Here is a 12,915-nt window from a genome sequence, read left to right as displayed (position 1 = left end):
CCATACTTGCTATAGATGCCGTGCAAGAGAAAATGCCCCCTTATCGTGTCGCTAATTTCGATCAGCTTACACTTGCCCAAACTGTTCCTGTTTTAAAAGAGAAATTTTCTGAAATTAGTGAGGTTGAGGTAGATCACAATGGTTTTGTTCGCCTAAACGGATTTGATAGTGAGGGCAACGAAGTTGATGCTTACATAGATCCGAATACGGCAAAAATTTTAGGTAAACCCGAAGAAAAAAGTGCTTTTGTACAGTGGAATATCGCTTTGCATCGGTCTTTATTTTTGAAAGAAACTGGGCGTGCAGTTATTGGGGTAATTTCGTTCCTATTGTTGTTAATCGCTATTTCTGGTTTGGCTTTGGTTATCCAACGCCAACGCGGAATGAGAGGGTTTTTTACCAAGTTAATTAAAGAATACTTCGCTCAATACTATCACGTAATTACAGGCAGGCTGATATTAATTCCGGTTCTAATTATTGCCCTAACCGGAACTTATCTTTCTATGGCAAGGTTTCAGCTCTTTGCAGAACATAAAGCCGAACATAAGGAAATTGTGGCCTCAAATGAAGACCTTGTTCAAAAGAAAATCGCTGATTTTACATTGTTTAAAAACACAAAGCTGGCCGATGTTAAAAAGATAGCGTTTCCTTTTGCCGAAGATCCCGAAGAATATTATAACCTTAAACTGAAAGACCGCGAGTTAATTGTTAATCAGTTTAACGGAGAAGTATTAAGTGAAGTAAAATATCCGAGCACTTTATTGTTAGAAAACCTGAGTTTAGATTTACATACCGGGCGAACCAACATTATTTGGGCAATTATTTTAGGTATTGCTTGTTTAAACATTCTATTCTTTATCTATTCTGGTTTTGCAATTACCCTTAAAAGAAGAGCAACTAAAATTAAGAATAAACACAAAACTACCGATGCCGAATATATTTTGTTGGTGGGTACAGAAAATGGAAGTACGCTACGTTTTGCCAATGCCATTCACGAGCAATTAAATGCTCAGGGAAAAGTTTCTTTCCTTACTCAGCTTAATCAATACCATGTTTTTCCAAAGGCTAAACAGTTTATTGTTTTTACATCTACCTACGGTTTGGGAGATCCGCCAGCTAATGGCAATAAATTTTTACAGCTTATTGATAGGTATCCCCAAAAACATCAAATCCACTTTTCTGTGGTTGGTTTTGGCTCGCATGCCTATCCAGATTTTTGCGAATTTGCCAAGCAGGTAAATCAAACGTTAATTGCACAAACTTGGGCTAAGCCATTAATAGATTTGCACACAGTGAATGATAAATCTGCTACAGAATTTGTTGCTTGGGTAAAAAATTGGAGCCAAAATGCAGGAGTTGAATTGGCTACTACACCTGCTTTGTATGCTAAAAAACCAAAAGGTTTACAAAAAATGATGGTGCTAGATAGGACCGAGGTTAACCAAGAAGAACAAACATTTCTGCTCACTATCCGTACGCCGGCCAGAACCAAATTCACTTCGGGAGATTTGTTGGCCATTTACCCGGCAAATGATAACCGCGAACGCCTGTACTCTGTGGCTAAATGCAATGGAAATGTACAATTGGTGGTTAAGCTACATGAGCAAGGCTTGGGTTCCGAGTATTTGAATAAACTACAAGTTGGCGATGTGTTTAAAGCCCGTATGGTAGCTAACACCTCTTTTCATCTGCCTAAAAATAAAGCGGTTGCAATGATTGGCAATGGAACCGGTATTGCACCTTTTTTAGGGATGATTTCGCAAAATGCTAAGCATGCAGATCATCATCTGTATATCGGTTTTCGTAAAGAAACCTCATTAATTAAGCAGCATAAAGCGTTTTTAGACCAACAGCTACAAAATCAAAAATTAAAGAGTTATCAAATTGCTTTTTCACGTGAGCAGAACCATTGTTACGTAATGGATTTGATTCGTAAAGATGGCGAGCAACTGGCCAAATTATTAAGTAATGGGGGAGTAGTTATGATTTGCGGCTCTTTGCTAATGCAGCAAGATGTAGAAAAAGTACTAGACGAAATTTGTTTGGAAATAAATGGCAACGCACTCTCGTTTTATAAAGAAAAAAATCAGTTGCTAACAGATTGTTATTGAAGAAGTTGAAGATTTCCGAAATATATAGCGTTGCAAGATTGCTTCGTAAACTCGCAATGACGTTCCTAAGTGCGTCATTGCGAGAAGGAACGACGAAGCAATCTCTTTCTTTTATTCTTTTTATTGCATTTTCCTTCCAATCATTCGCCCAAATCCAGCGCCAACGTCCAATTACTTTAATGGGCAGTCGTTTTGATATTACTGTTGTGGCAACAGATTCGTTGCAGGCCGAAATACATATTGATGAAGTAATAGCCGAAATGAACCGAATAGAAGAGCTAATTTCAGATTGGAAAGTAAATTCTCAAATTTCGGAAGTGAACCGTAACGCAGGTATTAAACCCGTAAAAGTTGATAGAGAGGTGTTTGAACTTACCCAACGCTCGCTTTATTTTTCAAAAATAACAAATGGTGCTTTCGATATCAGCTATGCTGCTATGGATAAAATCTGGAAATTCGACGGCTCGATGAAGCAAATGCCTACGCCAGAAGAAATTAAAAAATCTGTTGCTAAAGTAGGTTATCAAAATATCATACTAGACAGTTTGAATTCTACAATTTTCCTCAAATTATTAGGTATGAAAATAGGTTTCGGCGCAACGGGCAAAGGCTATGCGGCAGATAAAGGTAGAGAGTTAATGGAAGCCAAAGGCATTAAAGGGGGTATTGTAAATGCTTCTGGAGATTTAACCACTTGGGGCAAACCCGCAAAAGGGAAGGCCTGGAATGTGGGCATTACCAATCCTTTTGATCAAGAAAAATACCTGGCCGTAATTTCTTTAAATAGAGAGGCGGTTACAACATCTGGTAGTTACGAGAAATATGTAGAATTTGATGGAAAGCGGTATGCTCATATCATTAATCCTGTTACTGGTTATCCCGCTACGGGCTTAATTAGTGCTACCGTAATTGGTCCCAGCGCCGAAATAGCCAATGGTTTAAGTACGTCGATAATGGTACTTGGACAAGAAAAAGGATTGGAGTTGCTAGGTAAGTTTCCAGAATATAGCTGCGTAATGGTAACGGACGATGGAGAAGTTGTGAAATCGGCGAACTTTAAGGGTAAACTAAAGAGAAAACTGAAGTAAATTAAAGCTGATGTTCGTCTATCAATTCGCCTATTTGTTTAGCGTAATCTGTAGATAACTCTTCTGAAGTCCAGCTGGTTTGGCCATTTTCGGAAACAGCAGAGGTTGTGCCTACCTTTTCGCTGCCTTCAAAAACGTCATAAGCACCATCTAAACGTGGTTGTATTGTTAACACTTGTCCTGCTAAATTGATTTCAAAAGGTTCCATAAGTTTATCGTCTTGATAAAGAATAACAAAAGCATGGAGCACTTGTTTTATTGATAAGTACTGAAAGTAAGTTTTTATAATAAGCCAAACAGCGAAACCTATAATGACAAGTCCAGCAATCTTATTGAGTTTTTTTAAAGTGTTTTCTTTGATACGGTAGCGCAGCTTACTGGCATAATAGGTTTTTAAGGCATCTATAGCTAATTGAGTAGCCATGGCAATTAAAAAGCAAAGAATTTTTTCTGGTAAAGTAGCCAGTTTAACCGAAATAATGCCACTTACTACAACCCAAAACATTAAGGTAGAAGGGGTAAGAATACACATTAAAAAGCCTTTGAGCACGTAACCCCGTTTACTTATTTTAATGTGATCGCCTTCAGTATAATTAATTTTTACGTTAGAAAAAAGGTAATATAACCCCACGCCAACAATAAAAATTCCACCTATAATCCCCACATATTTATCGAAATCTCGCTTATATTCAAAAAAATGCGAACCAAATAGTACAATGGTAATTAAAATCAAATCGCTTACAATTACACCAGCAGCTAAAGAAAATCCAGCTTTAAAGCCCCTTTCTATACTGGTTTTAATCATGGCAAAAAAAACAGGGCCTGTCAAAAATGATGAAATCAATCCCGCTCCAATACCCAAAATGATAGCTTCAAACATGTGTTGCCTTTGTAATTTCTGCTAATATGCGATTTTCAGCTTTAAAACCTCAATTTTTGTTCAGTTTTTACAATTGGCTACTTGGCTAATGAAACGTAAAAAGCTGGCAATAGGTATTGTAACGTCAAAGTGTAAAAAGTACACTATAGGTTTCGTAAAAATTAACTATGTTTATTGCAAATTTTCAAACCTTAAATATTTAACCAAATATGGAACAAAATTCAAAGACCAACTGGGCACAGTTTATCCCTTTGGCAACTGTGTTTTTCTTTTGGGGCTTCGTAGCAGCAAGTAACGATATCCTTATTCCAGTTTTCAAAGAAGCATTTACGCTTTCGCAATTTGAAAGTCAACTAGTTTCTTTTGCCTTTTACATCGCTTATACAGTAGGCTCATTAATTTATATTGGAATTTCTGCGGCAATGAAAACAGATTTAATCAATAAAATTGGCTACAAAAATAGTTTAGCATTAGGTCTAGGTATTTCAGCCGTTGGTACGCTGTTATTTTATCCAGCAGCCAATCTAGGCTCGTTTCCATTAATGCTTTCTGGGCTTTTTATAGTCGCTTTAGGTTTCTCTCTACAGCAAACCGTTGCAAATCCTTTGGCAATTGCTTTAGGCCCAATAAAGACAGGTTCTCAGCGATTAACATTGGCTGGTGGTATTAATAACTTAGGTACTACAATTGGCCCGTTGATTGTAAATTTAGCTATTTTCGGATCAGCAGTCCACGCTACAAATACCTTAGATATACAGAGTGTGAAAGTACCCTATTTGGTTTTAGGAGCCGCCTTTCTTATTGTTGCTATATTCCTTAAATTTTCGCCATTGCCAGATAAGCCTGCAATAGCAGAAGAGGAGAAAGATAGTGTTGGAAGTAGATCTTCTGCACTCAAATATCCTCAGCTTGTACTAGGTATGATAGCCATCTTTGTCTATGTAGGCGTAGAGGTATCTACGGCAAGTAATTTGCCAGAGTATATGATTAAAAATTTAGGTTTTACTACTAGTCAAGTTGCTCCGTATATCTCTTTATATTGGGCGAGTATGATGATTGGCCGATGGACTGGCGCAGTTGAAGCTTTTACGGATAACGTAAAATCACAAAAAGTATTAAGGTTCGTAGCTCCGTATTTGGCATTTGGCATTTTCTTAGCTGTTAATGCATTTTTTGGTCATGATTTAGCTCCTTTTTACGTTTATGGTTTAATCATTTTAGTTTTAATTTTAGCAGATATGATGAGCAAAGGTAATCCGGCTAACATGCTACTCATATTTTCTTTAATTGGTATTTTGGCTATATTAATAGGTATGTTTACGTCTGGTATGGTAAGTGTTTATGCTCTTACCAGCGTAGGATTATTCTGTAGCACGTTATGGCCTTGTATCTTTACATTGGCAGTTAGCGGTTTAGGTAAAAATACCAGTCAAGGTAGTAGCTATTTGATTATGATGATTATGGGTGGTGCTATTATTAGTCCGTTGCAAGGTTTGCTAGCCGAAGCAATTGGAATACAGTATAGCTATATTATTGGTATTTTATGTTTTGGTTACCTAGTATTTTACGCATTAAAAGCAAGTTCTGTACTAAAAGCTCAAGGCATCAGTTTCGATAAAAAGTTATCAGGCGGACATTAATATTTATTATTATAGCAAAAAGCGCCCCGATTTTTAATCGGGGCGCTTTTTTTTGTGCCGTAAATCAGGTTTTACACCGTTTAAGTTTTTAAAATAATTTAAAATATGCTGCTTTTTACTTATGTTAGCCAGATATTTAAAAACCAAAAACAAACATGACCTCAACACAACCTCAAAACAGAACTGCCTTATTGCCTATGGTAATTTGCTGCGCTTTGTTTTTTATTTTCGGCTTTGTAACCTGGGCCAACGGTACTTTAATTCCATTTTTAAAACTGGCACTTAATCTAGAAACAGATTTACAGGCATTTTTCGTAACCTTTGCCTCTTATATTGCTTATTTTTTCTTAGCCTTACCCAGTTCGTGGATTTTAAACAAAATTGGCTTTAAAAATGGTTTGGTATTAGGCATGGTGGTGTTGGGTGTAGGTTCTTTGGTCTTTATTCCGGCGGCAGATAACAGAAGTTTCGAATTGTTTTTAACCGGTATTTTTATCCAAGGTTCGGCAATGGCTTTATTGCAAACGGCGGTAAACCCATATCTAAGTATTATTGGCCCTATAGATAGTGCGGCGGCACGTATTTCTATTGCTGGGTTGTGTAATAAAGGTGCTGGTGTGTTGGTGCCTATCATCTTCGGGATTTTATTCTTGAAAAACGCAGAAGAAACCACCGCTAAAATTAATGCCACTACCGATATCAATGCTAAAAATGCAATTTTAGACGAGCTTTTACAGCGAGTACATACACCGTACATTGCCTTAGCGGTAATTTTCGTGTTGTTTGCCATATTTATCAAATTCATCAATTTGCCCGAAGTTAAGGAAGAAGAAGATGCAGTTGAAGATACAGGTGCGTTAACAGAGGTTAAAACGGCGACAAAAACCAGCGTTTTTCAATATCCACACTTATTTTTGGGTGCCTTTGCCATTTTCTGCTGTGTTGCTGCCGAAGTAATGGCTGGAGATGGTATCGCCACCTATGGACGTGAACTAAATATCGCCCCTAATCTGGTTCGTTTTTCAACTTCGTTTACCCTCATTTGTATGCTGGTAGGCTATGTGGTTGGCATTGTAGCCATTCCTAAATTTGTATCGCAACAAATGGCATTACGTATTTGTGCCCTAAGTGGTGTAACGCTTACCATTGTTTCGGCGTTTACTTCTGGCTACGTTTCTTATTATTCGGTTGCTTTATTAGGTTTAGCGAACTCGCTGATGTGGCCTGCCATTTTCCCTTTGGGCATTAAAGGTTTAGGTAAGTTTACCAAAACAGGTTCGGCAATTATGATTATGGGTATTGCTGGTGGTGCTTTAGTTTTACCAATTTACGGTTTTTTAAAAGATAGCTTGCAAATCGATTTTCAGCACGCATTTTTATACACCATGCTACCAGCGTATTTGTACATTATTTTCTTCGCCATAAAAGGCCATAAGGCGGGTACTGGTGTAAACTAAATTTCCAAAAGAAATTTGATAGCTTACCGTAAAAAGTATTAGCTTTGAAAGCTCTTCGGTTGTTAATCGGAGAGCTTTTTTTATTTCATATCGATGGCAAAAAAGACGTTTAACGAGATTTATATGAACCTGGCATCAGATTTGGCTAGCCGTTCGCACTGTGTGAGGGCTCATGTAGGTGCTGTGCTAACTAAAGATACCCGTATCATTTCTATAGGTTATAACGGGCCGCCTCCAGGTACGCACAATTGCGACGAAGAATGGCCAGAAACAGGTTGCGCTAGAGATAGTAAAGGAAGTTGTTCGCTGGCTTTACATGCCGAAGAAAATGCCATTCTCTACGCTGTAAAAAATGGATCGAAAATAGAAGGCGCTACCTTATATACCACTTTATCTCCATGTATAGCCTGTGCTAGGTTAATCCTATCTTCGGGAATAAGAGAGGTTTTTTACCGCGATTCGTACGCTGCTTATAAAGGTTTAGCCAGCGATGAAGGGGTAGATTTCTTGAATAGGTTTGGGGTAAAAACTACACTTTTAAATGGTAATTAAAATTGCTATTTTAGGGGCTGTAAAATGCCGCTTAAAAAGAAGATAATTTACGTAAGTTTCTCATTTTTTATGTGTTGTACTGTTTTGTTGTCTTGCACTACAGACACACCTAAAAATTCTGTTAGTTTAATAGATTCGGTAATCGATAAAACCTCTTGGGTTTATAACGATACGGTAAATAAAGAACAGGCCGTACAAAAGCTACAATATTTGCTAAACCACGATAAGAGCTTGCCGCCCCAATCTAAATACAAAATTTACCACAGCTTATACTTTTATTATTTCTACAAGAACAATTACCAACAATCGTTGCTTTATGCCGATAGCATGATTTATACTGTAGAACGTACAAAAAGTGCAAAAAACTACATAGATGAACTAGCTAGTGCCTACTATTTTAAGGGCGATGCTTTATTTAGGCTAAAAGCTTACGAAGAGGCCTACCGAAATTATTTTCTAGGCAAGAAACTGATGCCAGTTATTGATGATAAGTGTAAGAGTAGTAATTACAATTATCGCATTGCCATGATTTTGTACAAGCAAGGTAAGTATAATGATGCCAACAGTTACTTTAAAATTACACTAGATGAAGTGAAACAATGCAGCACCAGTTTTTCTGAAGTTTTTAGACAACAGGAGCTGCTTAACAACATCGCGTTATGTTATTCGCGAACCAATAAAATTGATAGTGCCATCATTTATTATCAGAAGGCGTTAAAATATATTGTAGCTAACGATACATTGCCAGAGAGGAAAAAATACTATTTATCGGCCAGAGGAGTAGTGTATGGTAATATTGGAGGGGAGATGTTGCGTAAAAAGCAATTTGACAAGGCCGAAACTTTCCTTAAAAAAAGTATAGCCATTAACGATCTTCCCGGTTATGATAGTGTAGATGTGGTTACCGCAAAAATAAAACTAATTAAAGTTTATTTGGAAACAGAGCAGCTTGCCAAAGCCGGAAATTATTTGCAAATTTTAAAAAAAGATAGTGAAAAGCTTAATGTGTTAGATTTTAAACGCACTTACCATCTGCTCAGTTCGAAGCATTTAGACGCAGTTGGCGAGCCTAGATTAGCGCTACATCATTTAGAACGCTACGCCTCACTTTCTGATTCTTTACAAAAGGAAACCGATAAGCTAAAATCTACCAGTGTAGACGAGCGTTTTAGAAATTTAAGCAACGAGAGCGAAATTAACTCCTTAAAAAGAGAGGCCGAAATTCAGCAGCGCTACCTTTACATCACTATGGTTTTTATCGCAATGGCTATTTCTATCGTGGTGCTTATCTATATCTATTTGCGAAAATCAAAAAAGAATATTAGGGAGTTAACGAACCTTAATAATGAAATTTTGCTGCAAAAGAACAAACTGGAAGAAGCATTAAACAAGTTAAGTGTTAGCGATAAAGAAAAAGATACCATTTTGAGAGCTGTAGCCCACGATTTAAGAAACCCCATAGTTGGTATTTCTAGTTTAACAAAGTTGATGATCTTGGATGATGAACAAGGGTTGATTAAGGATAAACTTACGTTGATTGATGGCGCTTGCAACAATGCCTTAACCTTAATAGACGATATAATTGAAGCCGCAGAAAATAAGCAGGGTGTAGATTTTGAGGTTAAGGTAACTAAAGCTGATGTGATTGAAATTGTGAAAAATGCGATTGCTTTATTAAGCTACAGGGCTGAGGAAAAACAACAAAACATAAAATTTGAAACAGCTGTAGCCAAGTTAGAGGCTGATATTTATGCGCAAAAAATATCAAGAGTAATTAGTAATTTGATTAACAATGCCATTAAGTTTAGCCAAGCTGGGCAAGAAATAAAAGTTGTAATAGAGAAGCAACCTGAAAATGTGTTGTTTAAAATAATTGATAACGGTATTGGCATCCCTAAGGAATATGGGAACGATATTTTCCAGCTGTTTACCTCATCTAAACGTTTTGGTACCAAGGGCGAAAAATCTTATGGGCTTGGGCTGTCTATCTGTAAGCAAATTGTTGATGCTCATGGCGGTAAAATTTGGTACGAAGGCAATCTGGGCGGCGGTACCATTTTTTGTTTTACTTTGCCTTTATATAGCGTTTAATCTTATATGAACTTATACGTTTTTTGCTCTATTAAGGTAAAACTATCGCATTAAAATTGCTTCGTTTCTTGCAACGGCGATACGACTTGCACTTACTACGCTTAATATCGGTAATGTTTTCTGTTGAATAGACCTGATAGAAGCGAGCACGTAATGGCAAACCTGTGTGTTTGCCATGTAGTAAAGCGAAAAGCAGGGCTTTCGAGAGTGATAAGCACTGAATTTGCTCTTCAAAATAATCTAAAATCGTACTTCTAAAATCGTAAATTTCATTACCTTTGCGGATGCTAGAAAAAATCATTATCCTCGATTTTGGTTCGCAATTTACACAGCTTATTGCACGTCGTGTTCGCGAATTAAATGTGTACTGCGAAATTCATCCATTTAACAACATTCCAGCCCTAGATTCTACGGTGAAAGGGGTAATCCTTTCGGGAAGTCCGTCTTCTGTGCGTCAAGAAAATGCGCCATTTGTAGACTTGAATTTGTTTAAAGCTTATCCTTTATTGGCGGTTTGCTACGGAGCGCAGTTTATTGCACAGCAAAGTGGAGGAAATGTAGAAGCATCGGCAACGAGAGAATATGGTAGAGCTAATTTAAGCTTTGTGAACAACGAAAATCCTTTGTTTAAAGGCATCTTGGTTGATTCGCAAGTATGGATGAGCCACGGGGATTCGATTACGCAAGTGCCAGAAAATTTCGAAATTATTGCAAGTACTGCCGAAGTTAGGGTGGCTGGCTACCAAGTAAAAGGAGAGCAAACTTATGCTATTCAGTTCCATCCAGAAGTTACGCACAGTACAGATGGCAAAACTTTGTTGAGCAACTTTTTGGTTGGTATTTGCGGCTGTAGCCAAGATTGGACATCAGACGCTTTTGCAGAAACTACCATTGCCGATTTGAAAGCTCAACTAGGAGATGATAAAGTGGTTTTAGCACTTTCTGGAGGTGTAGATAGTAGCGTAGCGGCGGTTTTATTGCACAAAGCTATTGGCAAAAACTTACACTGTATTTTCGTAGATAACGGTTTGTTACGTAAGAACGAATATGAAAGCGTATTAGAACAATACAAAGATTTTGGTCTAAATATTAAAGGAGTTGATGCGAAGGATAGATTTTTAGGCGAGTTGGCTGGTGTTGAAGATCCGGAGAAGAAACGTAAAATTATTGGACGTGTATTTATCGAAGTATTTGATGATGAAGCACACCAAATTCAGGATGTGAAGTGGTTAGCGCAGGGAACAATTTATCCAGATGTAATCGAATCTGTTTCGGTTAACGGCCCGTCGGCAACTATAAAATCACACCATAACGTAGGTGGTTTGCCAGATTTCATGAAATTGAAAGTGGTAGAGCCATTAAAAACTTTATTTAAGGATGAAGTGCGTAGAGTTGGAAACACTTTAGGCTTAGAATCGTTTATTTTAGGTAGACATCCTTTCCCTGGTCCTGGTTTAGGGATTAGAATTATTGGAGAGGTAACTGCAGAAAAGATTGCGATATTACAGGAAGCAGATCATATTTACATCCAAAACTTGAAAGATGCTGGTTTATACGACCAAATTTGGCAAGCTGGAGCGATATTTTTACCAGTGCGTTCGGTAGGGGTAATGGGCGATGAGCGTACTTACGAAAACGTAATTGCGTTGAGGGCGGTAGAATCGTTAGATGGGATGACTGCAGATTGGTGCCATTTGCCTTATCCGGTGCTCGCAAAAATATCCAATGAAATTATTAATAAAGTAAGAGGGATTAACCGAGTTGTGTATGATATTAGTTCGAAACCGCCAGCAACTATTGAGTGGGAATAAGCTTTTAGCTGTACTTACTTTTATTGCGGTGTTGGCGAGTTGCTCGCCCAAAATAACAAAGCCGGTGGTGAAAACCCCGGCTAAACCTGTTGAACAGAAAACGGCTGCCAAGTTTACGCAAGGTAACATTAGCGTTTTCGTTCCTTTTCAGCTGAATAAATTTAACCTGAAAACAGTTACCAAAGCGCAAATTGGCAAAGCCGATATGGCTTTAGATTTTTATCAGGGTTTAATGTTGGGCATTGACTCTGCTGCCAATACAGGTTTAAATTTCAAGGTAAATGTTTTTGATACAAGAGATGATAATAGTCAGCTGGCTACACTAATTAAGAAAGAGGCTGTAAAAAGTAGCAATTTAATTATTGGGCCGGTTTTTCCTGATGGGGTAAAGTACATGACAGGCTTTTCGGAAGTGAATAAATTACCATTAATTTCTCCGCTGGCAGCCTCTAAACCAAGTGAATTTAACAACCCATACTTAATTTCTATTGTAAACGATATTGAAACGCATGGAAAGAGGGTGGCTGATTATATTGCCAAAGAAAACAAGGCCGAGCAAACGATTGTAGTGTTGATCAATACTAAAAAATCATCTGATGAAGCTTTTGCTCGTCCAGTTAAAAGTCAGTTTGCTAGTAAATATCCTAGTTTTGTAGTGCAAGAGTTTACTTCTACCTACGTGTTTGAAACTAAAATGGTAAAAGGTAAAAAGTATGCGGTGGTGGTTTGCTCAGATGATGCGCCTTTTGTAGCCCCAAGTTTAACCAAATTACATCGCTTAAAAAATGTGGCTGGGTATCCTATCCAAGTTTTTGGTCATCCAAACTGGGCAAAGCAAACTTACAATATCGATCAGTTGCAAAGTTTAGAAACTGTTTTAAGTTCTTCCTATCATATCGATTACAAAAGCAAAAATGCGGTTGATTTTGTAAAGGTTTATAGAGATAAATATGAATTTGAACCTACAGAATATGCTTTTAAAGGTTTTGATATTGGATTTTACTTCGGTAAACTAATGGCCAAGTATGGTATTAGTTACACCGATTATCTGATTAAAGAAAAATATAAAGGCTTAACTAACGATTTTGATTTTGGTTACGATGCAGAATATGGATATTATAACAAGCATTTAAAGATTTTGCAGTACAAAGATACGGCTTTAGTGCAGGTGGATTGATAGAATAAAGAGCAAGGAATATGGAGCAAGGAACAAAGATTAACGAGCGAAAACTAAACGAATAACCAATTCAGCAATTAACCTATTTTTCACTTTCTACTTTTAACT

Annotated in this window: 10 protein-coding genes; 8 read left to right on the top strand and 2 right to left on the bottom strand. The window is 37.4% G+C overall.

Annotated features, from left to right (window positions below; genetic code table 11):
* The first annotated feature begins 32 nt into the window (after positions 1-32).
* Both OVA16_RS17620 and OVA16_RS17615 read left to right on the top strand, forming a co-directional pair.
* Positions 33-2,111, top strand: a complete 2,079-nt coding sequence (locus tag OVA16_RS17620; RefSeq protein ID WP_267762167.1) for a PepSY domain-containing protein — start codon at positions 33-35, stop codon at positions 2,109-2,111.
* Positions 2,112-2,167: 56 nt separating this feature from the next.
* Positions 2,168-3,199: an FAD:protein FMN transferase gene (locus OVA16_RS17615; protein ID WP_267762166.1), complete on the top strand. Its 1,032-nt coding sequence runs from the start codon at positions 2,168-2,170 to the stop codon at positions 3,197-3,199.
* Position 3,200: 1 nt separating this feature from the next.
* Here the strand turns inward: OVA16_RS17615 and OVA16_RS17610 are convergent, their stop codons facing one another.
* The gene (locus OVA16_RS17610) at positions 3,201-4,079 is read right to left on the bottom strand and encodes a LysE family translocator (RefSeq protein WP_267762164.1); all 879 of its coding nucleotides are present in this window, start codon (positions 4,077-4,079) and stop codon (positions 3,201-3,203) included.
* A gap of 209 nt (positions 4,080-4,288) precedes the next feature.
* Here OVA16_RS17610 and OVA16_RS17605 point away from each other — a divergent pair, with 209 nt between their 5' ends.
* The 4 genes from OVA16_RS17605 (at position 4,289) to OVA16_RS17590 (ending at position 9,819) form a co-directional block, all read left to right on the top strand.
* Positions 4,289-5,719, top strand: a complete 1,431-nt coding sequence (locus tag OVA16_RS17605) for a sugar MFS transporter (RefSeq protein ID WP_267762162.1) — start codon at positions 4,289-4,291, stop codon at positions 5,717-5,719.
* 155 nt (positions 5,720-5,874) lie between these two features.
* Positions 5,875-7,176 carry a sugar MFS transporter gene (locus tag OVA16_RS17600; RefSeq protein WP_267762161.1) on the top strand — a complete coding sequence of 434 codons (1,302 nt, stop codon included), beginning with the start codon at positions 5,875-5,877 and terminating at the stop codon, positions 7,174-7,176.
* Between the two features lie 93 nt (positions 7,177-7,269).
* The gene (locus tag OVA16_RS17595) at positions 7,270-7,728 is read left to right on the top strand and encodes a deoxycytidylate deaminase (protein WP_138728305.1); all 459 of its coding nucleotides are present in this window, start codon (positions 7,270-7,272) and stop codon (positions 7,726-7,728) included.
* A gap of 69 nt (positions 7,729-7,797) precedes the next feature.
* Positions 7,798-9,819, top strand: a complete 2,022-nt coding sequence (locus OVA16_RS17590) for a tetratricopeptide repeat-containing sensor histidine kinase (protein WP_267762157.1) — start codon at positions 7,798-7,800, stop codon at positions 9,817-9,819.
* A 31-nt stretch (positions 9,820-9,850) separates the two neighbouring features.
* On the opposite strand, the gene OVA16_RS17585 is transcribed toward OVA16_RS17590, so the two are convergent.
* Positions 9,851-10,120, bottom strand: coding sequence for a hypothetical protein (locus OVA16_RS17585; RefSeq protein WP_267762156.1), 270 nt, complete (start codon positions 10,118-10,120; stop codon positions 9,851-9,853).
* Between OVA16_RS17585 and guaA the strand changes: the two genes are divergently transcribed.
* Together guaA and OVA16_RS17575 are read left to right on the top strand one after the other, a co-directional pair.
* Entirely contained in the window at positions 10,104-11,630 is a 1,527-nt protein-coding gene (gene guaA / locus OVA16_RS17580) for a glutamine-hydrolyzing GMP synthase (protein ID WP_267762155.1), read from the top strand. The genes OVA16_RS17585 and guaA overlap by 17 nt on opposite strands.
* Complete coding sequence (locus tag OVA16_RS17575; protein WP_267762153.1) at positions 11,587-12,807, top strand: ABC transporter substrate-binding protein; 1,221 nt, start codon at positions 11,587-11,589, stop codon at positions 12,805-12,807. The genes guaA and OVA16_RS17575 overlap by 44 nt, the downstream gene beginning before the upstream one ends.
* Positions 12,808-12,915: the final 108 nt, after the last annotated feature.

This window comes from Pedobacter sp. SL55 (genome assembly GCF_026625705.1).
Taxonomy (GTDB): domain Bacteria; phylum Bacteroidota; class Bacteroidia; order Sphingobacteriales; family Sphingobacteriaceae; genus Pedobacter.
This window is presented reverse-complemented; position numbering and strand designations above follow the sequence as displayed.